Origin of the sequence: Haloarcula salina (genome assembly GCF_010119195.1) — an archaeon.
Taxonomy (GTDB): domain Archaea; phylum Halobacteriota; class Halobacteria; order Halobacteriales; family Haloarculaceae; genus Haloarcula; species Haloarcula salina.
On the sequence record NZ_WRXL01000005.1, the window covers coordinates 205901 to 230614 of the forward strand.

At 64.7% G+C, this 24714-nt stretch carries 20 protein-coding genes; 12 read left to right on the top strand and 8 right to left on the bottom strand.

All coding sequences use genetic code 11. The annotated features are described in order from the left end of the window. Positions 1–30 precede the first annotated feature (30 nt). The 4 genes from GM656_RS14390 to GM656_RS14405 are packed head-to-tail and all read right to left on the bottom strand — an operon-like array spanning position 31 to position 4755. Positions 31–1431 carry an aminotransferase family protein gene (locus GM656_RS14390; protein ID WP_162414375.1) on the bottom strand — a complete coding sequence of 467 codons (1401 nt, stop codon included), beginning with the start codon at positions 1429–1431 and terminating at the stop codon, positions 31–33. Further along, entirely contained in the window at positions 1428–2393 is a 966-nt protein-coding gene (locus tag GM656_RS14395; RefSeq protein ID WP_162414376.1) for a CoA-transferase subunit beta, read from the bottom strand. Before GM656_RS14395 ends, GM656_RS14390 begins: the two co-directional genes overlap by 4 nt. Continuing rightward, on the bottom strand, positions 2390–3415 hold the full coding sequence (locus GM656_RS14400; protein WP_162414377.1) for a CoA transferase subunit A: 1026 nt from the start codon (positions 3413–3415) through the stop codon (positions 2390–2392). Before GM656_RS14400 ends, GM656_RS14395 begins: the two co-directional genes overlap by 4 nt. Further along, entirely contained in the window at positions 3412–4755 is a 1344-nt protein-coding gene (locus GM656_RS14405) for an ArgE/DapE family deacylase (RefSeq protein ID WP_162414378.1), read from the bottom strand. Before GM656_RS14405 ends, GM656_RS14400 begins: the two co-directional genes overlap by 4 nt. A 167-nt stretch (positions 4756–4922) precedes the next feature. On the opposite strand from GM656_RS14405, the gene GM656_RS14410 reads away from it, so the two are divergent. The 4 genes from GM656_RS14410 to GM656_RS14425 are packed head-to-tail and all read left to right on the top strand — an operon-like array spanning position 4923 to position 9160. Next, positions 4923–6185 (top strand): ABC transporter substrate-binding protein, encoded by a 1263-nt coding sequence (locus GM656_RS14410; protein ID WP_162414379.1) that lies wholly within the window; start codon positions 4923–4925, stop codon positions 6183–6185. 55 nt (positions 6186–6240) lie between these two features. After that, positions 6241–7356: an ABC transporter ATP-binding protein gene (locus tag GM656_RS14415; RefSeq protein WP_162414380.1), complete on the top strand. Its 1116-nt coding sequence runs from the start codon at positions 6241–6243 to the stop codon at positions 7354–7356. Then, positions 7353–8354 (top strand): ABC transporter permease, encoded by a 1002-nt coding sequence (locus tag GM656_RS14420; RefSeq protein ID WP_162414381.1) that lies wholly within the window; start codon positions 7353–7355, stop codon positions 8352–8354. Before GM656_RS14415 ends, GM656_RS14420 begins: the two co-directional genes overlap by 4 nt. Next, positions 8351–9160, top strand: a complete 810-nt coding sequence (locus tag GM656_RS14425; RefSeq protein ID WP_162414382.1) for an ABC transporter permease — start codon at positions 8351–8353, stop codon at positions 9158–9160. The genes GM656_RS14420 and GM656_RS14425 overlap by 4 nt, the downstream gene beginning before the upstream one ends. 37 nt (positions 9161–9197) lie before the next feature. Here GM656_RS14425 and GM656_RS14430 read toward each other — a convergent pair whose 3' ends face one another. Next, positions 9198–9716 (bottom strand): Lrp/AsnC family transcriptional regulator, encoded by a 519-nt coding sequence (locus GM656_RS14430; RefSeq protein ID WP_162414383.1) that lies wholly within the window; start codon positions 9714–9716, stop codon positions 9198–9200. Between the two features lie 93 nt (positions 9717–9809). Between GM656_RS14430 and GM656_RS14435 the strand changes: the two genes are divergently transcribed. The 6 genes from GM656_RS14435 to GM656_RS14460 all read left to right on the top strand — a co-directional run bounded on the left by GM656_RS14435 (position 9810) and on the right by GM656_RS14460 (position 16343). Continuing rightward, positions 9810–11135, top strand: a complete 1326-nt coding sequence (locus GM656_RS14435; protein ID WP_162414384.1) for an aspartate aminotransferase family protein — start codon at positions 9810–9812, stop codon at positions 11133–11135. Further along, on the top strand, positions 11132–12292 hold the full coding sequence (locus GM656_RS14440; RefSeq protein ID WP_162414385.1) for a thiolase family protein: 1161 nt from the start codon (positions 11132–11134) through the stop codon (positions 12290–12292). The genes GM656_RS14435 and GM656_RS14440 overlap by 4 nt, the downstream gene beginning before the upstream one ends. A gap of 100 nt (positions 12293–12392) precedes the next feature. After that, the gene (locus tag GM656_RS14445) at positions 12393–12890 is read left to right on the top strand and encodes an Lrp/AsnC family transcriptional regulator (protein ID WP_162414386.1); all 498 of its coding nucleotides are present in this window, start codon (positions 12393–12395) and stop codon (positions 12888–12890) included. Between the two features lie 119 nt (positions 12891–13009). Beyond that, a complete protein-coding gene (gdhB, locus tag GM656_RS14450; RefSeq protein WP_162414387.1) occupies positions 13010–14290 on the top strand; it encodes a glutamate dehydrogenase GdhB in 1281 nt (426 codons plus the stop codon). Continuing rightward, a complete protein-coding gene (locus GM656_RS14455; RefSeq protein WP_162414388.1) occupies positions 14287–15672 on the top strand; it encodes an NAD-dependent succinate-semialdehyde dehydrogenase in 1386 nt (461 codons plus the stop codon). The genes gdhB and GM656_RS14455 overlap by 4 nt, the downstream gene beginning before the upstream one ends. 92 nt (positions 15673–15764) lie before the next feature. Further along, a complete protein-coding gene (locus tag GM656_RS14460; RefSeq protein WP_162414389.1) occupies positions 15765–16343 on the top strand; it encodes an NAD(P)/FAD-dependent oxidoreductase in 579 nt (192 codons plus the stop codon). A gap of 821 nt (positions 16344–17164) precedes the next feature. Here the strand turns inward: GM656_RS14460 and GM656_RS14465 are convergent. Both GM656_RS14465 and GM656_RS14470 read right to left on the bottom strand, forming a co-directional pair. Next, the gene (locus GM656_RS14465; protein ID WP_162414390.1) at positions 17165–18412 is read right to left on the bottom strand and encodes a Cdc6/Cdc18 family protein; all 1248 of its coding nucleotides are present in this window, start codon (positions 18410–18412) and stop codon (positions 17165–17167) included. A 925-nt stretch (positions 18413–19337) separates the two neighbouring features. Then, complete coding sequence (locus GM656_RS14470) at positions 19338–20183, bottom strand: CPBP family glutamic-type intramembrane protease (protein ID WP_162414391.1); 846 nt, start codon at positions 20181–20183, stop codon at positions 19338–19340. A 179-nt stretch (positions 20184–20362) separates the two neighbouring features. On the opposite strand from GM656_RS14470, the gene GM656_RS14475 reads away from it, so the two are divergent. Further along, the gene (locus GM656_RS14475) at positions 20363–21019 is read left to right on the top strand and encodes a lactate utilization protein (protein ID WP_162414392.1); all 657 of its coding nucleotides are present in this window, start codon (positions 20363–20365) and stop codon (positions 21017–21019) included. A 1002-nt stretch (positions 21020–22021) separates the two neighbouring features. Here GM656_RS14475 and GM656_RS14480 read toward each other — a convergent pair. Next, positions 22022–23164 (bottom strand): ABC transporter ATP-binding protein, encoded by a 1143-nt coding sequence (locus GM656_RS14480; protein ID WP_162414393.1) that lies wholly within the window; start codon positions 23162–23164, stop codon positions 22022–22024. Between the two features lie 173 nt (positions 23165–23337). Between GM656_RS14480 and GM656_RS14485 the strand changes: the two genes are divergently transcribed. Next, positions 23338–24693 carry an ABC transporter substrate-binding protein gene (locus GM656_RS14485; RefSeq protein ID WP_162414394.1) on the top strand — a complete coding sequence of 452 codons (1356 nt, stop codon included), beginning with the start codon at positions 23338–23340 and terminating at the stop codon, positions 24691–24693. Positions 24694–24714: the final 21 nt, after the last annotated feature.

Here is a 24714-nt window from a genome sequence, read left to right on the forward strand (position 1 = left end):
TCCCGTCCAGCGGACTGCCGGCGGCGCGTCTCAGTCCGACAGTTCAGCTTCGACGCGCTCGAAGGTCGCGTGCAGGCGGTCGACGATCTCGTCGGCGACCCCGCGGTCGACGGTGAGCGGCGGCGTGACGAGGGCGTGGTCGCCGCGGTCGCCGTCGACGTGCCCGCCGCCCGGGTAGGTCAGCACGCCCTCGTCGAGGCCGGTCTCGAACAGGAGCGACTGGAACTCGGCACCGGTCTCGGCCAGCGGTTCCTTCGTCTCCCGGTCGCCGACGAACTCGACGCCGAGCATGAGGCCCTTGCCGCGGACGTCGCCGACCACCTCGTACTCGTAGAACTCCTCGAAGCGCTCGCGCATGTACGACCCCACGTCGCGGGCGTTGGCGACGAGGTCGTGTTCGGTCATGTACTCGAGGACCGCGGAGCCGATGGCGGCCGACGCGGGGTTGAAGCAGTAGGTGTGGCCGTGCTGGAAGCCGTCTTCGACGTCCTCGAACACCTCGGCGACGCGGCGATGGGGCATCGTTCCGCCGATGGGCGAGTAGCCGCCGCTCATCCCCTTCGCGCCGGTGATGATGTCCGGCGTCACGTCCCAGTGCTCGATGGCGAAGTTCTCGCCGGTCCGGCCGAACCCGGCCATCACCTCGTCGACGATGAACAGCACGTCGTACTCGTCGCAGATCTCTCGAATCCGCTCGAAGTAGCCGTCGTGGGGCGTGGCCGCGGCGTTCGCGGCCCCGGTGACCGGTTCGGCGATGAAGGCCGCGACCGTGTCGGGCCCCTCCTGCTGGATGATGCGCTCGATCTCGTCGGCACAGCGCCGGCCGCAGGCCTCGCCGCCGTCCCCGCCGCAGAACCCGCAGCGGTACGGCGAGCCGTTGGGGACCTTCGGCCAGTTGTCGAACAGCGGTTCCATCTTCGTCTTCCGGGCGGGAAAGCCCGAGAGGGCCATCGCGATGCCGGTGTTGCCGTGGTAGCTCTTCCGGCGCGAGAGGACCTTGTACTTGCCCTCGTCGCCCCGCTCGTAGTGGTACTGGCGGGCCATCTTGACGGCGCTCTCGTTGGCCTCCGACCCGCTGGAGACGAGCCACGTGTGCTCGAAGCCGTCGGGCGTGAACTCGGCGATCCGTTCGGTGTACTCCATCGCGGGCTCGTTGGCGAACAGCATGCTGGAGGTGTACTCCAGGCGCTCGATCTGCTCGCGGGCGGCCTCGGCGACGGCCTCGCGGCCGTGGCCGATGTTGACGTTCTGGTTCCCGGCGATGGCGTCGACGTACCGGTTGCCGTCGGCGTCCCAGACGTGGTGGCCCTCGCCGCGGGTGATCGTGACGTACTCCTTCTGGAACGCCCGGGGGAACATCCCGCCGAGGTCCGTGCCGGGCGTGGTCGTTCGCTCGCTCGTGGTGTCGTCGGTCATCTGTTCGTTACTCATTGTGTGTCCTGGAAGGCCTTCCACTGTTCCATCACGCGCTCGCTCCACTCCTCGAAGCCGACCTCGTAGATGTAGTCGCTGCCGCGCAACACCGTGTCCGTCGGGTCGATGGCTCGGAGGACGGCGAGTTCGCCGCGGGTCGGTTCGGGCGTCGTCGAGACGTCGTCCGCCACCTGCAGGTCCCACTGGACCTCCGCGCGCACGTCGTCGACGCCCACGCCGGGGTGAGTGGCCGAGAGCACCATCTCGCCGTCGTCGTCGAACCGGAAGATCGCCATGTCGGTGATGACCGCGCTGGGGCCGTCGCCGCGGAAGCCAGCGCGCTCGCGGGCGTCGCCGCCGTCGAGGTGGCCCGGCGCGGTCCGGTAGTCGAGGTCGGTCGTGAACGCGCGCTCGTCCTGGCGCATCATCACGACCGAGCGGCCACACGAGGTCATGATGTCGTTGCTCCCGCCGGAGCCCGGGAGGCGGACCTTCGGGTGGTCGTACGTGCCGTCCGCGCCGGTGACGACAGTGGAGTTCGTGTTCCCGTAGCGGTCGATCTGGCCGGCCCCGATGATGCCCACGTCGAAGAGGCCGCGCTGATTGTCGGTGAAGATCTGGAACTGGTTCGACGCGAACAGCGCGTCGACGCCGAGGACGGTGTCGGAGATGGACTGGACCACGCCCGGCGGCCGAGAGCCGACGTAGCCCGACTCCGTGACCAACTGGCAGTCCGGCGATCGGGTGTGCTTCGCGAGGATGCCCGAGATGAGCGACATCCCGACGCCGATGAAGGCCAGTTCGCCGTTCTCGATCTCGTGAGCCGCCGACACTGCGAGCAGTTCCGTCAGCGAGTAGTCCTCGGCCGTCTCGTGCGGCCGGTCCACGTCCACCGGGTAGTCGATGTCCGCGCCCGAGAGGGTCTCCGGCGTCCGTCCCTCCGCCTCGTCGACCGCGGCGGGGTGCTGTCTGCTCGTCATCGGGACCCCTCCTCCTCCTCCGCGTCGCCGTCGACCGGCGGCAGATCGTTGAGCTGGGCCTCCATCCGTTCGAGGGTCGCCAGCCGCTCGGCCCCGATCCGCTCCAGGTACTCCTCGTGGGGGACGACCCACTCGTCCAGCCAGTCGAGGAAGTCCTCGCGGTCGCGGGAGCGCTGACCGTACTCGCGGTAGAACGGCAGGTCGGCGTAGTAGTAGCCGTAGCAGTGCCACGGGTGCGAACCGAAGGGGACCTCGACGACGGCGTCGACCGCGTAGAACGGGATCTTCGTCAGTTCGGGGTGGCGCTGGATCGTCTCGGTCGGGACGACCTCCTCGCAGGTGACGACCACGCGGTCCGCCGCCCTGGCCTTGAGGTGGTCGTTGACGACGTTCCCCCAGATCTGTGCGTTGCCGAGGCGGTCGGCGCGCTGGACGTGGATGACGGCCACGTCCGGCGTGGCGGCCGGGACGAGCGCCAGGTCGTCGCCGGAACCGAGCGGGTCCTCGACGACCTCGATGTCCGGGTTGTGCTCGGGGATGTCCGTCTCCAGCATCGACCGGGTCGGGACGAACGGCACGTCCATCGCGCCCGCGAGGAACATGAGCGAGGAGCCGAAGTTCGACACGTCGCGCATCTCCAGGTGGTGGGGCACGTCGTTCTCGACGGCGTTCCTGACGTTGTGGCCCTGCGAGATGAGGCTCGTTCCCACCCAGGAGCCGACGTAGCGGTCGACACAGCCCGCGCCGACCATGATGTCGAACAGGGTCGTGCGCGCGTCGTCCAGTACCGTCAGACCGGATTTCTCCTGCCGGACGATCTCGCGGGCCGCGGCCTCCGGGTCGCGGCCGCCCATCCCGCCGAAGGCGACGCTCGCCCCGTCGGGGACGTAGCGGTCGATGGCCGTTTCGAGGTCGGTCGTCTTGTCGCGGCGGCTCCGAGAGCCGGTCGGCGAGCCCGACGCGACGCCGGCCGCGTCCGGGAACGACTCGCCGGCGACCGCGCCGTGGTCGAGGGGCGTCATTCGGTCCCCTCCGCGGTCGCGTCGGCCGCGGCCGTCGGGTCGTCCGCCATCTCGTAGCCGCACCACGCCATCGCGATCAGCGCGAGACCGGCGATCGCCCGTTCGAGTTCCTCGACCGGGAGGGACTCGTCGGTCCCGTGGATGTTGTGCGCGCCGGGCCCGAAGCACAGGGCCGGCGTGTCCGCGTAGTTGACGAAGAAGCGCGTGTCGATGCCGCCCGGGAAGCCCTTTGCGGTCGCCTCGACACCGAGGGACTCCGACAGCACGTCCTGTACGGTCCGAACGATGGGTTCGTCCGGCGAGATGCTCGCGGAGCTCCCGCGCCAGCCGAACCACTCCACCTCGGGCGGGTGCTCGTCGAACCACGGGTCGTCCGCGACGGCCTCTCTGACCGTCTCCTCGACCGTCGCTCTGATCTCTTCGCGCGTCTCCGCGGGCGCGTGCGAGACGCGTCCTTCGAGGACCGCCTCGTCGGGGACGCTCGACGGCCACTCGCCGGCCCGGAGCGTCCCGGGGTTGAGCGAGACGGTGTGTTCGTACTCGCGCTCGAAGAGGTCGTCGTGGACCGTCTCCTTCCGGTGGTCGTGGAGGTCCTCCAGCGCCCGATAGATCGGATAGAGCTTGCCGATGGCGTTGACGCCCTCGTCCGTGTGCGCCGCGTGCGCGCCGCGGCCCTCGACGGTGACCCGGAAGTACGAGACCCCGTCGTTGGCGATCCAGAGGTCGAAGTCGGTCGGCTCCGGGATGACGACGGCGTCGGCGTCACAGCCGTCGAGCGCGGTCGCGAGCGACCCGCCGTAGCCGCCGGCCTCCTCCTCGATGACCGACTGGATCGCGAGGTCGCCGGCGAGTTCGACGCCCGCGCGGTCCAGCGCCTCGACGGCGAACAGCATCGCGGCGACGCCGCCTTTCATGTCCGACGCGCCGCGTCCCCGGAGCTCGCCGTCGACGATTTCGCCGCCGAACGGGTCGAACGACCACTGCTCGGCGTCGCCCTCGGGGACGACGTCGACGTGCCCGTTGAACAGGAGCGAGCGGCCGTCGCCCGCACCGGGCTTCGTCGCGATGACGTTCGGCCGCCCCTCGTAGGTGTCGTCCGTCTCCGCGAACTCCGGGTGGTCCTCGATACCCGGCACGTCCGTGGCTTCGAGGAGGCGAACGTCCAGTCCGAGGTCCCGGACGCGCTCGATGACGTGGCGCTGCGCGTCCGTCTCGTTACCCTGGACGCTGCGCTCGCGCACGAGGGTCGACGCGAACGCCGCGGCGTCGCTCGTCAGGTCCGCGACCGCGTCTCGGACCCGCTGTGCATCCTCCGAATCGACCGACGGGGCAGCGGTCATCGCTCTCCCCGCCCGCCGGCGCTGACCGGCTGTGGTGTCCGTGGTGTCATGATTGGTGTCTTCTTTCCAGTGTTAATCTAATCGGCCGGGATTAGATTCTCTGTCTCGCGTAATTATGTCTCGCTTGCCAAACTTTATTATACTTGCGCTATGAGTAATCTTCGTACATGAAGAAAGACGGTGAACTATCGAACGGAAGCGACACCGCGGGGAGCTCGGAGTCGACGGAAAGTTCGGGCGGCGCACCGCTGAGCCGGCGCCGACTGCTGAAGGCGGGGGCGGGCGCGACCGTCGTCGGTCTCGCCGGCTGTCTCGGTGGTGGCTCCGACGGCGGGAGTTCGGGCGGCGACGGCTCCAGCGGCGACGGCGGGAGCTCCGGGACTACCGGCACCGCCACGTCTTCGAGCGGCGGAGACGAGATGGCCGACACGCTCCGCTTTTACTCGTGGGGCGGGTCGACCCAGGAGGCGCTGACGAAGCACCTCATCGAGCCGTTCGAGGAGGAGTATGGCGTCACCGTCGAGCAGTCGAGCTTCTCGAGCCAGGACAAGATGCTGGCGAACGTCCGCTCGAACCCGGCCGGCTCATACGACGTCATCATGCCGTCGCTGTCGGGGTCGTACAACGCGGTCAAGCAGGACCTCGTCGAGCCGCTCCGGCTGGACAACATCGAGACGTGGTCGAACCTGCTCCCGTCCTTCCGCGAGTACAATCCGGCGGGGACGGGCGACGACACGTTCGTCGCGCCGCTGTACTACGGGACAGTCGGCATGGTGTACAACACCGATCACGTCTCGGGGTCGCCGCCGTTCTCCTGGGAACTCACGTGGGACTCCGAGTACAGCGGCGCGCTGACGCTCGAAGGGTTCGCGTTCGTTCGGATGTTCACGACCGCGCTCGCGCAGGGAATGGACCCCAACAAGATGGAGGGCGACGCCGGTTCCTACGAGGAGGGCGTCAAACAGGTGTACGACGCGATGGCCGAGCAACACGAACTGGTCAAGAAGTACTGGACCAGCGGCCAGGAGCAGACGACGCTGTACTCCAACGAGACGGCCGTCCTCGGCGACGGCTGGTCCGGTCGCATCCTCTCGCTGCAGAACGACGGCTACGACAACCTCCAGTACACCATCCCGGAGGAGGGCGCGTACGGCTGGTCCGACACCTTCGCCATCGCGAAGGGCTCGGAACACCGCTACACCGCCGAGAAGTTCATCCAGTTCGCGTACCGGCCCGAGGTCATGAAGAGCCTCTCGCCCGTCATCGGCTACCCGCCGGCGACGGGAGCCACGTCGAGCGACATCGAGGCCCTGCCGGACTTCGACCCGACCGGCGGCGAGCGCCTGAAGTTCCAGGACCAGAAGTTCAAGGAACAGCACCAGGAGGACTGGAACCAGACGTTCGAGCAGATCAAGCTCGGACAGTACTGACCGCGCGAAAGAGTATCCCGCTTGCGGAACTACAGACCATCACCAGATCACACGCATGAGTTACGTTGAAGTGGAAAACATCACGAAACGGTTCGGGGACGTCACCGCGGTCGACGACGTGAGCTTCACCGCCGAGAAGGGAGAGTTCGTCTCCCTGCTCGGCCCCAGCGGGTGCGGGAAGACCACGACGCTTCGAATGATCGCCGGCCTCGAGATGCCGACGGAGGGAACTATCCGGATCGACGGGGACGACGTCACCGACAGACCGCCCTACGAGCGGGAAATCGGGATGGTGTTCCAGCACTACGCGCTGTTCCCCCACAAGACCGTCGGCGAGAACATCGGCTTCCCGCTGAAGATGCGCGGGGTCCCCGAAGCGGAGCGCCGCGAGCGGGTCGCGGACGTACTCGAACGCGTCCGCCTGCCCGAGGTCATGGACCGCTCGCCCGAGGATCTCTCCGGGGGGCAACAACAGCGGGTCGCGCTCGCACGCGCGCTCGTCTTCGAACCAGACGTGTTGCTCATGGACGAGCCGCTGTCGGCGCTGGATCGCGTCCTCCGCGAGCAGATGCGCGTCGAAGTCGAGCGGATCCAGCGCGAATTCGGCATCACGACCATCTACGTCACGCACGACCAGGCCGAGGCGTTCGCGATGTCCGACCGCGTCGCCGTGCTCGACGACGGCCGCCTCTCACAGCAGGGCCGGCCGCTCGACATCTACGAGAGTCCAGACTCGGAGTTCGTCGCCAACTTCATCGGCCAGTCTTCACAGCTCTCGGGCGCTGTCGGCACCCCCGACGGGACGCCCGTTCTGGAGACCGACGCGGGCGTGACGTTCGAACTGCCCCAGTCCGTCGCGGCGACGACGGGCGACCGGCTCAGCGTCTTCCTCCGCGCGGAGAAGCTGGACGTGTCCCGCGAGCCGACGGGCGCGGCCAACGAGTTCCCGGCCGAGATCGCGACGACGAACTACCTGGGCGAGAAGACGCAGTTCTTCTGTCGGCTCGAGGACGGGACGGAGCTCATCGTCGCGAAGCACGGCTTCACGGACGTCGAGTCGTTCGAACCGGGCGATACCGTCTACGTCAGCGTCCCCCCGGAGAACCTCGTCGTGGCCCGCGACCCGGGGACGGACCAGCAATCGGGCACCGCCGGTGAGTCCACGGCATGAGCGAGCGTCACGAGACCCGCGCCGAAGACCTGCGGCCCGCGAGTAGCCAGCCGCTCCGGTTCCGCGTCTGGACGGCGGTGCTGCGCGCCGACCCCGTCGTGCGCGGCATCCAGGTCGTCAAGCGCCGCGAGCGCCTGCTCACCGTCCTCCAGGCCGGGCTCGGCCTGGCCTGGATGGCCCTGTTCCTCCTCGCCCCGCTCGTCTACATCCTCTCGCTGTCGTTCTGGCAGCGGGGGGCCGGCGGGACCATCGTCTACGAGGCGACGGTGGCGAACTACCAGGAGATCCTGCTGCAGAACGTCGACCTGCTGGGCTGGCAGATCGGGAACACGTACCTGCTGATCCTCTGGCAGTCCCTGAAGTTCGGCTTCCTCACCACGGTCGCGACGCTGGCGCTGGGCTACGTGCCGGGGTACTTCCTCGGCCGGACCGAGAGCCGGTATCGGTCGCTGCTGTTGCTGTTCGTCGTGTTGCCGTTCTGGGTCCCGCTCATCATCCGGTACTACGCGTGGATCCTCGTCCTCGGCAACGACGGGCTCATCACGACGGTGCTGGGCTGGGTCGGCGTCGCGTCGAACGGCTACCTCTACAACGACGTGGCCGTCGTCACCGGCCTCGTCCAGGTGTTGCTTCCGTTCATGATACTCCCCATCTACAACACGGTCAACAAGATCGACGACGAGTACATCGAGAGCGCCAAGACGATGGGCGCGTCGCCGCTCCGGGCGTTCTACGAGGTGACGCTGCCGCTGTCGCTGCCCGGCATCAGCGCCGGGTCGATACTGGTGTTCATCCTCGCCGTCGGGAGCTTCATGGCCCCCGCGCTGCTCGGCGGGCCGGCGAACATGATGGTCGCGAACCTCATCAGTCAGACGTTCGGGCAGGCCTTCGACTGGCCGCTCGCGAGCGCCATGGCGATGGTGTACCTGGTGGTGCTGTTCGCCATCATCACCGTCTTCAACCGCTTCGTCGGGCTCGAGGAGGTGTTCGACCAGTGAGCACCCGCCTCTCGGACGACGCGCGGTGGAACGCGATCAGGGGCGCGACGGGGCTGCTGTACCTGTTCCTGTTGCTCCCGCTGTTCATCGTGGTCCTCATCTCGTTCAATCCGACGCAGTACGCGGCGTTCCCGCCGGAGGGACTGAGCCTGACCTGGTATCAGAAGTTCTTCGCGAGCGAACGACTACTCGACGCGCTCGTCAGCAGTTTCGTCGTTGCGGCCGGCAGCGCCCTCGTCGCGGGCGCGGTCGGGCTGATCTCGGCCATCGGGTTCGTCCGCCGTGACTTCCAGTACAAGAGCGTCCTCTCCAGCCTGCTGTTCCTGCCGATGCTCATCAGCCCGGTTGTCATCGGTGTCGCGCTGACGGCGTTCCTGACCGACGTCGGGATGCAGAAGAACTACCTGTTCCTCATCCTCGGGCACTCGACGCTGGTGCTCCCCTACGTGTTCGTGACCGTGCGAGCGCAGCTGTTCGGGTTCGACCGCTCCATCGAGGAGGCCGCGCTGACGCTCGGCGCGAACGAACTGGAGACGTTCGTCGAGGTGACGCTGCCGTCGATCATGCCCGGCCTCGCCGCCGGGATGTTGCTCGCGTTCGTCATCAGCTTCGGCGAGTTCACCGCGACGCAGTTCTGGGTCCAGCCGGACACGGTGACCGCGCCCATCGAGATCTACACGATGGTCCGCACGAGCCTCACGCCGGAGATCAACGCGATGGCGACGGTGCTCATGATCATCACGGTCGTCATCCCGCTGTTGCTCGACGTCGCGCTCGGGAAGAACCTGATCCTCAAGTCGGCCTGAGGACGCCCGGGTTCGACGCGTGGCGACCCACCGCGTGTCAGTCCTCGTCCATCAACTCGAAGATCTCCGGGTCGGTCTGGAACTTCAGGAGGTTGTGGACGACGGAGTTGCGGACGTTCGAGACGACGGTCCCGTGGTGCTTGTAGAAGTCGTGAATCCACTGGGACTCCGCCTCCCGGCTCTGGAACATCATGATGGTCTTCCACTGGTACTCGCCGTTCGAGATGAAGTACATCAGCGTGTGCGGGTCGTCCATGATGTACTCCATCGCCGCCTCCCACTCCTCGTCGAAGTTCCGCGGGTCGAACTTGAACTCGAAGAGGGCGAAGTTGAAGAACTCCTCGTTTGGCATGATCGCCTCGCGGAAGACGCCCGAGGCGCGCATGTTCCTGATGGCCTTGCTGACGGTTACGTGGGAGACGTCGATGTCGTATTTTTCGTTAAGCGTCGCGCTGAGCTCTCTGGAGGAGATCTGCGGATCCTTCGAGAGTTCGCGAAGGATCTTGATGTCTCGATTCTGGAACTGCCAGTCGTTGTGGTCTGGATTTTCGCTCATGGGTAAGTCACGCTCCGATGGGTGCTGAGAGTCGATAACTTTTTAGTCGCGTTTTCCATTGTATACCTAGACGAGAATAATACTTTCCATAGTATGAGTCCTAAACCTCAATCGACGACCGACAACGACGACGTGGTCGCCGGGTACGACGAGCACGTGATGCCGATCTGGAAGTCGCTCAACGTCCCCGTCGAGCGCGCGGAGGGGTGTCGCCTGTTCGACCACGAGGGGAACGAGTACCTCGACGTGTTCTCGGGGATCTCGGTGGCCAACGCCGGCCACAACAACGAGGCCGTCGTCGAGGCGGCGAAAGACCAGCTCAACACGTTCGTCCACGGCTGCTCGTACGTCCACCCGTCGCGGCCGGTCGCCGACCTCGCGGAGCGGCTCGCGGAGATCACGCCGGGCGACCTCCAGAAGTCCTTCTTCTGTAACTCCGGGACCGAGGCCGTCGAGGGAGCGATCAAGCTCGCGCGGAAGTACACCGGCGGAAAGGAGATCGTCGCCCTGGAGATGGGCTTTCACGGCCGGACGCTCGGGAGCCTCGCGCTCACCGGCAACCACGCCTACAAGCACGGGATGGCCCCGACGCTGAACGACGTGACCCACGCGCCGGCCCCCTACAAGTACCGCTCGCACTACGGCGACCTCGACGACGAGGCGTTCGCCGCCGAGGCCGCGGCCGAACTGGAGCGCGTCATCGGCACCCACACGAGCGGCGACCTGGCGGCCGTCGTCGTCGAGCCGGTCATCGGCGAGGGCGGCATCATCGTCCCGCCCGCGGACTACCTCTCGCGGGTGAAGGAGATCGCCCACGACCACGGCGGCCTGCTCGTGCTGGACGAGGTCCAGTCGGGCTACGGTCGGACCGGCGAGTTCTGGGCAGCAGATCACTTCGACGTGACGCCGGACATCCTGACGCAGGCGAAGGGCATCGCCAACGGCTTGCCGCTCGGCGCGTTCACCGCGCCCGCCGAGATCGCCGACGCCTTCGAGTCGGGCGACCACCTCTCGACGTTCGGCGGCAACCCGGTCTGCTGTGCCGCCGCGCTGGCGACCATCGACGAACTGCAGGGCGGAATCGTCGACAACGCCCGCGAACAGGGGGCGTGGCTGGCCGACGAACTCGCCGCGCTCGAATCGCTCGACGCCGTCGGCGAGACGCGCGGCCTCGGCCTGATGCAGGGCGTCGAACTGGTCGATCCCGACGAGCGGGGGCCCGGCGACGCTCCGGCTCCGGCCCCGGACCTCGCGAAACACGTCGGCACGCACCTCCGCGAGGAGGAGGGCATCGTGATGGGCGTCGGCGGCTACTACAAGAACGTCATCCGGTTCCAGCCGCCCCTGACCATCGACCGGTCGCAGCTCCGACGCGCCGTCGACGGGCTCGAAGACGCCATCCGGGCCGAGCGCCGATGACGGCGCGAGACGCGACAGCAGCTGACACGACGCCGGTCGTCGTGGAAGCGGTTCGGACGCCGCTCGGCGTCGACGACGGCGTCTTCGCGGACGTTCGCAGCGAGGACCTCTCCGTCCCGCTCGTCGACGAACTGCTCGCGCGGACCGGCCTCGACGGCGACGCGGTCGACGACCTGCTGTGGGGCTGCGCCCAGCAGCGCGACGAACAGGGCAATAACCTCGCACGGGTCATCGCGCTCCTCTCGGACCTCGGGGAGTCGGTCCCCGGAGCGACGATCAACCGCTGGTGCGCGTCCTCGGCCGAGGCCGTCGCGCGGGGGGCCGACGCCGTCGCGGCAGGGCAGCGCGAGTGCCTGATCGTCGGCGGCGTCGAGAACATGTCCCGCGTGGCCATCGCGGGCAACATCGACAGCGTCCACCCCGGACTGGCCGACCGCTACGACCTCGACGCGCTGAACATGGGTCAGACGGCCGAAGCCGTCGCCGAGCGCTTCGACGTGTCCCGGACGGCACAGGACGAGTACGCCCTCCGGAGCCACCGCCGCGCCGCGGAGGCGGCCGATTCGGGAGCTTTCGACGAGGAGATCGTCCCGGTCGAGACGCCGGCCGGCCGAATCGAGCGCGACGAGGGCATCCGTCCCGACACGTCGCTCGAACGCCTCGCCGATCTGCCGACAGTGTTCCGCGACGACGGGACCGTGACGCCGGGGAACGCCTCGCAAATCAGCGACGGCGCCGCCGCCCTGCTGGTGACGAGCCGGTCGTTCGCGGACCGATACGGGCTCTCCGTCCTCGGGGAAATCGGCGGCCACGCCGTCGCCGGCGTCGATCCCGAGATCATGGGCGTCGGCCCCGTCCCGGCGGTACGCTCCCTCTGTGAGCGGGAGAACCGAAATCCGGAGGACTACGACCTGGTCGAACTCAACGAGGCCTTCGCCAGCCAGTGCCTGTACTGCAAACGCGAACTGAGCTTCGACGACGAGCGGTTCAACGTCAACGGCGGGGCCATCGCCCTCGGGCACCCGCTGGGGGCGACCGGCGCGCGACTGCCGGTGACGCTGCTCCACGAGATGCGGCGACGCGACGACTCCCTCGGCCTCGCCACCGAGTGCGTCGGCTACGGCCAGGGCATGGCAATCGAGTTCCGGCGACCCTGAGCCGCGGCGCTGTCAGTGGCGGTGCATCGACTCGGGCATCGATTTGCGACCGGTCGGAACCTATTCAACCACGACCGGTGAAGTGGGACTCGATTCAACGATGGACGAGAAAGACGTGACCATCCTCTCGGCGGTCGCGCGACTCGGAACCGGCAGCGCGGAGAAACTGTCCGAAGAGACCGACATTCCGACCTCGACGGTCCACTACCGCTTAGAGAAACTCAGAGAGCGCGGCGTCGTCACGAACGACCTGCTCGATGTCGATCTGGAAGCGGTCGGCCTGAACATCACCGTCATCACCGAGGTGACGGCGGAGTACAGCGAGCAGTACCACGATGACGTGGGCGAGGCGCTCGCCGACGTCGAGGGCGTCAATCAGGTCTACTTCACGATGGGCGACACCGACTTCGTCGTCATCGCGCACCTGTCGAGCCGCGGAATGGTCGAGCGCCTCATCGAGGACTACGAGTCCGTCGACGGCGTCGAACAGACGAGTTCCAAGTTCGTCATCAAGACGATCAAGGACGAACCGCGACCCCTCAACGACTTCGACCCGGAGACGCTGGCCGCGTTGCTTCAGCCCGATGCGACGGAGTGACAGTGCCTTTTCTAGATTGTATCCCATTATTAAGTCTATTTTAGAATTGAGTCCCATAGACTGCACAATATTTGGAAAAACTATTAAGGACCGGGTTCGTAGCCACCTGCATAGCGACGATGATATCAGCGAACGCCACGACAGCGGAGACGGCGGCCGACGAACCGGCGGTCGAGACGGCCAAACGGCGGCTGGACCGGCTCGCGGACCTGGTGGACGTGAGCGACGAGTACGTCGAACGGTTGAAGTACCCCTCGCAAGTCCACCGCGTTTCGATTCCGGTCCGCCTCGACGACGGCGACATCGAGGTGTTCGAAGGGTTCCGGGCCCAGCACGACAACGTCCGCGGTCCGTACAAGGGCGGCATCAGGTACGCCCCCGGCGTGACGGCCGACGAGTGCGTCTCCCTGGCGATGGCGATGACCTGGAAGTGTGCGCTCCTCGACCTTCCCTTCGGCGGCGCGAAGGGGGGCGTGGCCGTCGATCCGCGATCGCTCTCGACCGAAGAGAAACGACGGCTGACCCGGCGGTTCGCCGAGGAGATGCGCTCGTTCGTCGGCCCGCAGACCGACATCCCCGCGCCTGACATGGGCACCGACGCCCAGACGATGGCGTGGATCGCGGACGTGTACAAGATGCAGACCGGCGACGGGACGCGTGGCGTCGTCACCGGCAAACCCCCGCGCGTGGGCGGCCTCGCCGGCCGCGAGGAAGCGCCGGGTCGCAGCACCGCACTCGTCGCACGCGAGGCGGCGAACTACTACGACCTCCCGATCGACGGGCTGACCGTGGCAATTCAGGGATTCGGGAGCGTCGGCGGCCACGCCGCCCGACTGCTCGACGAGTGGGGCGCGAGGGTCGTCGCCGTGAGCGACATCGACGGCGGCGTTTTCGACGAGAACGGACTCGACATCGACGCGCTCTCGGCGGGGACCGGCCCGCTCTCCGACCGCGACGCCGCGGCCGAGGCCGACGAGCTGACGAACGACGCGCTGCTCGAACTCGACGTGGACGTGCTGATCCCCGCTGCGGTCGGTGGGGTTCTGACCGCGGACAACGCGCCGAACGTCGAGGCGTCACTCGTCGTCGAGGGGGCGAACGAGCCCACGACGGCCGAGGCGGACGCCGTCCTGGCCGAACGCGGCGTTCCGGTAATCCCCGACATCCTCGCCAACGCCGGCGGGGTCACCGCGAGCTACTTCGAGTGGCTTCAGAACACGAACGGCCGCTCGTGGACCCACGACGAAGTTCGAGACGAACTGGACGAACGGATGCTGGCTGCCTGGGAGGCGGTCAGGGAGAGTCGCGAAGCGCGGGATGTCCCGTGGCGGGACGCGGCGTACGCCGTCGCGCTCGAACGGGTCGCCGAGAGCCACGAGACGCTGGGGATCTGGCCATGAGCGGGGACGCGCCGACGCTGTTCGAGACGATGAACCCCGCGACAGGCGCGCACCTGGCGACGTACGCGGTCGACGACGAGGCCGCCGTCGAGGCGACGCTCGACAGCGCTGCCGACCGGTTCGACGCGTGGTGCGACCGACCGATCGCGGAGCGCGAAGCCCTCCTCGAAGACGTGGCGACGGTGCTTCGCGACGGGAAAGACGACTACGCTGCGCTCATCACCGACGAGGTGGGAAAGCCCCTCGACCAGTCGCGCGCCGAGGTCGAGAAGTGCGCGTGGGTGTGTGAGTACTACGCCGAGCGGGCGGCCGGGCAACTCCAGGACGAGCGCCTCGACGGCGCGCCCGGAACGAAGACCTACGTCAGCTACGAGCCGCTCGGGCCGGTTTTGGCGATCATGCCCTGGAACTACCCGTTCTGGCAGGTGTTCCGGTTCGCCGCGCCCCACCTCACCGCCGGCAACGTCGGCCTCCTCAAGCACGCCCCGAACACGCTGGGCTGTGCCCAGGCGATCGTGTCGATCTTCCGCGAGGCGGGCTATCCCGAGGGCGTCTTCTCGTCGCTGCAGATCCCCACCGACCGCGTCGCCGACGTGATCGCAGACGACCGTGTCGCGGCGGTCACGCTGACCGGGAGCACGCGCGCCGGGCGAGCGGTCGCCGCAGAGAGCGGCGAGGCGCTCAAGAAAACCGTCCTCGAACTCGGCGGGAGCGACCCGTTCGTCGTTCTCGACGACGCCCCGGTCGAGACGGTGGCGGAGCAGGCAGTGACCGCGCGCACGCAAAACGCCGGCCAGTCGTGTATCGCCGCGAAGCGGTTCGTCGTCCACGAGGCGGTCTACGACGAGTTCCTCGACGCTGTCACCCAGCGAATGGAATCCCTCACCGTCGGCGACCCGACGGCCGAAGCGACGGATCTCGGCCCGCTGGCCAGGGCGGACATCCTCGAACAGCTCGACGAGCAGGTGCGGGCCTCCGTCGACGCTGGTGCCACCGTCGTCACGGGCGGCGAACCGATGTCCCGCGAGGGCCACTACTACCCGCCGACGATTCTGACCGACGTTCCGGACGGCTGTCCGGCGGCCGAGGAAGAGCTGTTCGGTCCGGTCGCAACGGTGACCGCCGTGCCCGACGAATCGACGGCCGTGCGCGTCGCGAACGACACCGACTTCGGACTCGGTGCGAGCGTCTGGACCGCCGACGCCGCCCGCGGCGAAGCGCTCGTTCCCGAGATCGACGCCGGAAACGTCTTCGTCAATCAGGTCGTGCAGTCGGACCCGCGACTCCCCTTCAGCGGCATCAAGGACTCCGGCTACGGGACCGAACTCTCGAAACACGGCATCCGGGAGTTCACGAACGCCAAGACGGTCTGGGTGGAGTGAGCGGACGGCGCTCGCCCGTCGGTTTCGGTTCTCGACCTGCTAACGTGTATCAAATCAAAACGGTTACAACTGTGTCGGCGTAACGTCATGTCGTGACAGACGTACTCGTCGTCGGCGGTGGTCCCGCCGGCCTGAGCGCTGCGCTGTTCGCACAGAAAAACGGGCTGGAGACGACGGTGTTCGACACCGACGGGACCTGGATGCACAAGGCCCACCTGTTCAATTACCTCGGCATCGGCTCACAGGACGGCACGGCGTTCCTCGAGACGGCCCGGGAGCAGGTCGACAGTTTCGGTGTCGACAGAAAACAGGGTACCGAAGTGACCGACGTGCAGGAAACCGACGACGGTTTCGAAGTCTCCACGGACGACGGGACCCACGAGGCGGACTACGTCGTCCTCGCGACCGGAGCGAACCGCGATCTCGCGGAGTCGCTCGGGTGTGAAACGGCGGACGACGATACCGTCGACGTGGACGTGACGATGGAGACGAGCGTCACAGACGCCTACGCCACAGGTGCGATGGTTCGCGCCGAAGAGTGGCAAGCGGTCATCTCCGCGGGCGACGGCGCGGCCGCAGCCCTGAACATCCTCACGAAAGAGAAGGGCGAGCACTTCCACGACTTCGACACGCCGGACGACGCCGCCGCGCTGTTCGGTCAGGACCGGTAGCACCCGACGAAGGGACGGAGACGACGCCTCGCACCGTCCGCCTCCACGCGGAACCGGGGAGACACCACTCTGTCCGCTGTTTCAGTCCGATCAGAACCCTCTGGTACTTGCATCGGTTTGCGCTGGCGGAGCTGTACCCCACCCTGTCCGCCGTTCTTCCACCGGCGGAGGCGACCGTCGAACACCACTGTGTCCGCTGTTCTATCACCTGGAGGGCCGAGATCCGACCCCACCGTGTCCGCTGTTGCTTGGAACTGGCAGGCCACCCCCCACACCACCGTGTCCGTAGTTTAGATTCCACTATCGTACGCTCACTATCCAATTATCTATCGGGGAACGACACCGAGACTAGCTTGCACCGGCGGATTCCGATACCGGTCACGATTCGGATACCACTCTATTCGGAGGTTCGATCCCCCGTCGTGGGATCACTGCATCTCTCCCCACCCCACTCTGTCCGCAGTTCGGAGTGTGTGGCGATCGTTGGCGAAACGCAATTCTGGGGATTTGAGGGACTCTAACGCCTGTCTTTGGCGCATGAGAGACGCTATTCGGCCATCGACGCCATCGTACCGACACCGGTATGTCCGCTGTTCTCCGGTCGGGACTTCGGCGACACCCACACCGCTGTGTCCGCTGTTCCGACACCGGCGTGTCCGCCGTTTCGTGGAATGGAAAGTCGAAGACAGGGGGGCGTTCGATGCGGCATTCCACCCCACCCTGTCCGCCGTTCTGCTCCGTGGACGCATCGTGAACGGGTGACACCGGAACGTCCGCTGTTTCGACACCGCACTGTCCGCAGTTGTTCCCCCGGTCGGGAGTCACGACGCGGATTCGAAGTCAGAGAGCGTCACGTCTCGATCGATGAGATCGGCGACTGACGTGTGGATGCCGACGTCGTCGACGGTGTCTTCGAGCGCTGAGAGGATCATCTTCGGATCCATCTCGACCGAGTACTCGCGGTAAGTCCCGCCACGGCGGCCCTCGTTGCGTTCGATGGCCGAGATGATCCCCAGCATCGAGAGTTCACCCAGATGGTCTCGCATCCGGCGAGGGACGAGGGGATCGATGCCGGCTTTCTCGGCGAAGTTCGTGTATCGGGGTCGGATGTCTCGCGTGCGGACGGGCGTTTTGCCCTCCTGATCCAGCGTGACCAGCGCGTAGACGACCAGATGGCCGTGCTGAGTCAACCCGGAGATTCCCTCTCGGATCCGTCCGCGTTCGAGGACGTCGCGCGCCTCTCGAACGAGATCGTCCGAGATCGTGTCCGTCTCCTTGTCCCGAGCCAGATCGCCCGCCTTCATCAGGAGGTCGAGCGACTGGCGAGCGTCACCGGCGTCCTTGGCGCCGTAGGCGGCACACAGTTCGATGACCCCGTCTTCGAGGACCCCCTCGTGAAAGGCGACTTCGGCGCGCTGTTCTAAGATCTTGATCAGTTCGTTCGCGTCGTAAGCCGGGAACTGTATTTCCTCCTCACAAAGTGAGCTCTTGACCTTCGGGGAGAGATTGTCACGAAACGAGAAGTCGTTGGAGATACCGATGATACCGATCTTCGCGGAACTCAGGTTTTCGTTCGCGCGAGCACGCGGGAGTTGGTAGAGAATACTGTCGTCCTGAATGTGGTCGACTTCGTCGAGGACGATGTAGATCGTGCCGCCACACGAGTCCAGCTCGGTCCAGAGCATGTCGTAGACCGTCGCTCGGGGATATCCGGTCGTGCTGATCTGGTTCGTTTCGTTCCGAAACTCGTTGACGAGACGGGTCGCGATCTGATAGCTGCTCGAGAGTCCATCGCAGTTGAGCATCTCGACCGTGAGGTCGATGTCCTCGTATTGCGCCGCATCGGCTTTGAGGTGATCGATCAGATACCGCGTCCCAGCCGTCTTTCCCACCCCCGTCTTCCCGTACAGGAAAATGTTGTTCGGTTGTTCGCCGTTAATGACGGGCTGGAGAGCGGCCTTGTACCGGTCGAGTTCGGTGTCACGCCCCACGAGATTTTCGGGCTGGTAATCTTCCCGAAGCGCATCCCGGTCAAGATAGATTTCGGTATCTCGTTCGAATATCCCCATTGTATTTGTTGGTACATTAGATAGAAGATATATAAAACCACCCGTGTCCGCAGTGTCCGGAGTGTCCGTTGTTCTGATTGTTCTTAAAGAATGGTGGAACACCCCCACCCCACTTTGTCCGCAGTAATCAGTTCAAAGGGGTGGGGAGGGGTGAAAATCAACTCTAAATTTTGGAAAGGTTTATTACTATCCCGTTTGAGTTGGTCCGTAGCCTCAACAACTTTGCTGTAGCTGTAGCGGACCAGCTGACTAGCGGTGTGCCAGGACGTTCTGAAACAGCCTTGGAAAACAGGGGGATATCGTTCACTCTCCGATTAACTTCGCTCTGATCTTCACCTTGTTTCCCATCTACAGGTGCCAAAACCGTCTTCTTCGAGCCGCCCCTCTTTTGACTCCTCTCCTGTGGAAGACTCTGTTCTCCATTCATCTCTCTCACCTACCCCACCGCTTTCATCGGAGAACTGCGGACAGAGTGGGGTGGGAGGGGTCCGCTCTTCGCCGTTATTTCGGACACCACCATGTCCGCTGTTTCTCTTACCGTCATCTCAAGAACTGCGGACATTGTGGTGTCTTCGATGAGTCGTACCGTCGTTCATTGGACCGTCTCAGTCGAGCGCTTCCTTACCGGGGGCAACTCTCGCTGGAAAGACGGAACCATGCCTGGCTCAACACCACAATGTCCGCAGTAATTTCCATTCTCGAACTATCTGGCACCGAATTACAACTGGTCCTGCCGTATCTGTAGTCCGTGTCGAGGTTGGCCCGTTGAGATACCTCTCATTACGTGGCCTCACACCAGTATGTCCGCTGTTCTGACAACCGCGGAGCCGTCTACACCGAGAACAGCGGACACAGTGGTGTCTGTGTGTGGTGGTCCATCGTTCACATCGGAATAGCTGTATCGCTCTCGCACGTGCGACTCCGTTCAGTCGTCTGTCGACGAGGGCCGGTGAGACGGATCTCCGGTCGAGCCGTCGGTCCTCGTCATTCGACTGATCACGAACGCGAAGGCGACGATTCCACCGTACTCGACGGTCCCGACGAGAAGATGGAGTTCGGGCGGGTACTGCACTGTGAGCAGGAACGGCGGCTGGTTCATCGTCGCGTGAAATAGCGCGACCAGCCAGATGTTCCGCGTCAGCAGGAAGGCGAGACCGTAGGCGAATCCGGCAAGCGCGACTCCCGAGAGTCTCGTCGCCAGCCCCGGTCCGAAGCCGTGTCCGGACGCGAGCGTCCATCGAGGGAGGTGAAAGACGGCGAACAACACTGCCCCAGCGGTGACGCCGATGACGATTCGGCGGCGTCTACTGCCACTGGCGAGCGAAATGAGTTTCGACTGGAGATACCCGCGAAACAGCAGTTCCTCTGGGATCGCGGTGAACAGGAGCGAACTTCCGAAGGCCGCGAGATACAGCACCGGGTGAGCGGAAACTCTCGACCCTCCGAGTTCGAACCCATGAACCCCCGCGAGGGCGAAACCGCTCGCGAGGAGATTGTACGCCGTCCAAAAACCGAGGACGGAGGTGACCGCAATTAGGAACGATCGGGGCGGTACAAGGAGTGACCGCGGCGAAACGCCTTCGATCACGAATGCACCGACGGCGAGCGCACAGAGGAAGACACCCCAGCTGATCCCGAGAAGCGGCGGCGGAGACCCGGGCGGCGAGACGAACAGGAGACCGGACAGAACGGCGAGTGTCAGGAGGTACGTTGCGACGGGGACCAGTGACCCACCTTCGAAACGCGGCGGGAACATCTTCTCACGCCACATCGGTCGATAATTTGGGTCATCCGACTAAAATCGCCTTTCATTCGCGGAGAGGGTCGCATCCGGTCGCGAGGGACGCGTTCGGATGTCGAGTGACATCGGTGTTACTAGCTGACGCCGGTGTCCGCGAGCGGTTAAGAGAACCGAGCATGTACTCACGTACGACGAGAGCACCCCATTCCATGAGCCAGGAAAAATCAGACTACGTAGACGACGCCGAAATCGACGCAACGCTAGATGACTTGCCGGGCGACGACACCGTCGAGGAAACAGTCGCCAATCTGGAGGCTAACGGGTTCGATGTCGTGGTCGCCGATTCGCCAGACGAGGCGCTCGAATCGATCAAGTCCCACGTTCCGTCCGACGTGTCGGTCATGAACGGTCATTCGACGACGCTCGAAGAGATCGGGTTCGTCGATTACCTGACCGAGGGCGACCACGAGTGGGAGAGCCTTCCGGACGAGATCTGGAGCATCGACGACGACGAGCAGCGCCAGGCCGCCCGTCGGGAGTCACAGACTGCGGACTACTTCCTCGGCGGCATCAACGCCATCGCGGAGACGGGCGAACTCGTCGCGGCCGATCGCTCTGGAAGCCGTATCGGGGCCTATCCCTTCGCCGCCGAGAACGTCGTCATCGTCAGCGGTGTCAACAAGATCGTTCCCACGCTCGACGACGCGCTCGACCGACTGGAATCCGTCGCGTACCCGCTCGAAAACGAGCGAGCCAAGGAGGCTTACGGGGTCGAATCCGCGATCGCCAAACAGCTCATCTTCCGACAGGAACTCGAAGAAGGCCGCACGACTGTCGTGCTGGTTCGCGAGGAACTCGGTTACTGAGGACCGAGATACCGGGGCGGCCCTGGGACCGGTTTTTTTCAGTCGAGCGTGACCGCCCGCCAGCGGACAGACCGGTACGTATTCCCGATACTGTCGGACGATTGACGACTCGTCAAGACGACCGATCTGTCTCTGTCCGGGAAACCGCCTCCTTTCAGATACCGCACTCTCGCTAGCTATGAATGTCGTTCGAGTGTCGACGATCATCCGTCGAAATACGCGACTAACTCGATTAAAAATCCACACCACTGCTAATAAATACTGAATGTCCTATATTGGGCTAAAAAACAACTTTATAAATATAAAATATTTAAATCTAGGTGTAGATCGGTACTGTATGGTGCTGTAGTATCTATCTCTGGAAAAAGCACATCTGAAATCTACAATCGGTGTGCAGACTATTGGAATCGAGAAAGATACTCACCGAGAGAGCAATGCTGTCAGAAGTTCGGCCGACTGTACCGCAGTTATTCTCCTAACAAATTCAGTAATTTACGAACCACGTTCCGTAATATACGCTCTCCTCCCGAAATGACACTCATGTATTCTTTATGGTGGAATCCGATACTCGAGCGAATTAAATACGACGATCTGTCCGCGGAATTGAAAGGCCGGCAGCGTGCCGAATTATGAACCTCTGGCCACTCTGAGTGACGGGGGGTGAGAGACGGCGTGATTATAACACGTGTACTCGTGTTATCGAAAGCGTTCAGATAACGGGAACGGTGATTTCAGCAATCGGAACGAGTGTGGCGGGTCCGGAACGCATCTCCGTTCCTCTCGCAGGGGCTCGGCAGCGATGGAGCCTCGGCCGGGAGCGGGCCACGCGCTCGCGTATTGATCAGTCGAATAGAAGACCGTCTGGCGTCCAGTGGCTGTCGGCGATTCACGATAGCGCGAGGCGGTCAGCGGACACAGAAATGCACTTCACGAGGCCGTCGTCTCAGACTTCCGGCGATCCGGGGCGCTGGCAATCCAGTCCGGCGATGCCCACCGACCGGCCTACTGAGCCTGTTCCGTGGCCGGGATCTCTTTCGCCGGCTCGTCCGCAGCGAGAATGTTGATACCGTCGGACTGCCGGAACAGGTGGAGGCGTTCTTCGTCGAACGCCAGCGAGAGGTCCTGATTCGTCTCGGGCTTGACCTCGCCGGGCACGCGGACCCAGCACTCCTCGCCGTCGATGTCCATGTGGAGATAGTTGTCAGAGCCGACCGGTTCGCGGACGTCGAGGTACGCACGGATCGTGTTCGGGTGGTCGTCGTCGGCGATCGTGATGTTCTCCGGCCGGATGCCGAGGACGAACTCGTCGACCCCCTGCGCGTACTGGTCGATTCGCTCGCGGATCGAGTCCGAGACCTCGTACGTGAATCCGTTGCCGACCAGCGTCGACCCGTCCAGGCGGACGTCGAACTGGTTCATCGGGGGACTGCCGACGAAGTCGCCGACGAACAGGTTTCGGGGCTCGTCGTAGATCTCTTCCGGCGTCCCGATCTGCTGGAGTTGGCCACCGTTCACGACCGCGATCCGGTCCGACATCGTCATGGCCTCCTCCTGGTCGTGGGTGACGTACACCGTCGTCGTGCCGAGCTTGTCCTGGAGCTGCTGGAGTTCCGTCCGCATGTGGAGGCGGAGCTTGGCGTCGAGGTTCGAGAGCGGCTCGTCGAACAGGAACACGGACGGTTCGCGGACGATGGCCCGGCCGGTCGCGATTCGCTGCTGCTGGCCACCCGAGAGGTTCCCGGGTCGTTTGTCGAGCTGCTCGGTGACGCCCATCATCTCGGCGGCCTCCTTGACGCGCTGTTGGATCTTCTCGTCGGGGAGATCGGTCGTCAACTCCAGCCCGTAGGACATGTTCTTTCGCGCGGACATGTGAGGATACAGCGCGTAGTTCTGGAACACCATTGCGACGTCGCGATCCTGTGGCTGGACGCCGTTGACGACTCGATCCCCGATCCGGATCGTCCCGTCAGAAATGTCTTCCAGTCCCGCAATCATTCGAAGCAGTGTTGACTTCCCCGAACCCGATGGCCCGACGATCGTGAGAAATTCGCCGTCAGCGATCTCGAAGCTCACGTCGTCGACAGCCACGACCTCCGGGTCGCCGTCGTAGACCTTCCGTACGTTCTCGATGCTAACCGTACCCATACTGCCGCAATTGCCAAGCGGCATAATAATAGTTGTGATTAGACCCCCGCCCGTGTACACCTACCACCCCTCGAAGGACCGGACCGTCCGTTGGCATGGTACCGTCCGATAGAACCGGCATTATTTTCTACTACAAATAGGGATATAAGTAGTTCAGATTGTAATGATAGCACATGGTTCAGAAACCCTCGGGTAGCGAGACCCGTCGAACGTTCATCAAATCGCTCGGTGTCGCTGGAACAGTCGCGCTCGCCGGCTGTGGGGGCAACAGCGGCGACGGTGGGGACGGTGGCAGTGACGGCGGGAGCACGGGCGACGGTGGTAGCGAGTCCTACGAGATCACCTTCTGGGAGCTCTTCAGCGGCGGCGAGGGGCCGATCATGGAGAGCATCGTCAACAAATTCAACGAGGAACAGCCGCTCGACACGGACGCCGAAGTCACGATCAACCGACAGCGCACACCGTGGAACGAGTACTACAACAAGCTCTTCACCGCCCTCTCGGGCGGCCAGGCTCCCGACATGGCCGTAATGCACGCCGCGTATCTGCGTGCCTGGGCCGGCGGTGTCGACTCCATCGGTCAGTACGCCGACACCGGCTCCATGCAGAGCGACTACACTGCAAGTCACTGGGACCTCGTCACCGTGGACGGCAACGTCAACGCACTCCCGATGGACATGCACCCGATCGGCGTCTACTACAACAAGGACCTGTTCGAGCAGGCCGGACTGGACCCGGAGAGTCCGCCGACGAACTGGTCCGAGTTCGAGGCGGCGGGTAACGCGGTCGCCCAGAACACCGACGCGGCCGCCTTCACCCAGTCGCCGTACAACGACGGCTTCGGGTCGTTCCGGACCTGGAGCTCCTGGGTCAAACAGCAGGGCGGAAGCCTCTACGACGAGGAGTGGAACCCGACCTTCGACAACGAGGCCGGGATGAACATCGCCCAGCTCTTCTCCGACATGACCGGCGACATGGGGTGGTCCCCCGCCACGAGCGAGGACACGTGGGGCAACAACGCGTTCCAGAACGGATCCTGTGCGATGGCGATGAACGGGACCTGGTACGTCGCCGCCCTCTCCGGCGTCGAAGACCTCAATTGGGGCTTCTTCGAGCCGACGGTCGGTCCGAACAAGCAACAGGACAAGGTGTGGGCCGACGGCCACTCGCTCGTCCTCCCGAAGAAAGAGGGGCGCAGCGACGCGAAGTCGGAGATCGCCGCGCAGGTCGCCCACTGGATGACCACGCAGAATCCCTCGTGGGGTGCCGAAGCCGGTCACCTGCCCGCCGCGAACAGCATCTACGAGTCGGACGCGTTCCAGAACAGCCCGTACTACGACAAGACCCTCAACAAGTACGTCGAGATGGCCGAGGACGGCGACTACTTCTACCACCCGAAGGTCCCGAACGGCGACCCGAACGCGCAGAACTGGTACACCTGGCTCGTCGACATCTGGGCGCACAACGCGGAGCCCCAGGCGGGTGTCCAGTCCGGCATCGAGACGGTCTCCAACGGCATCTCGGAGTAAGTGAACGATGGGGATATCAGA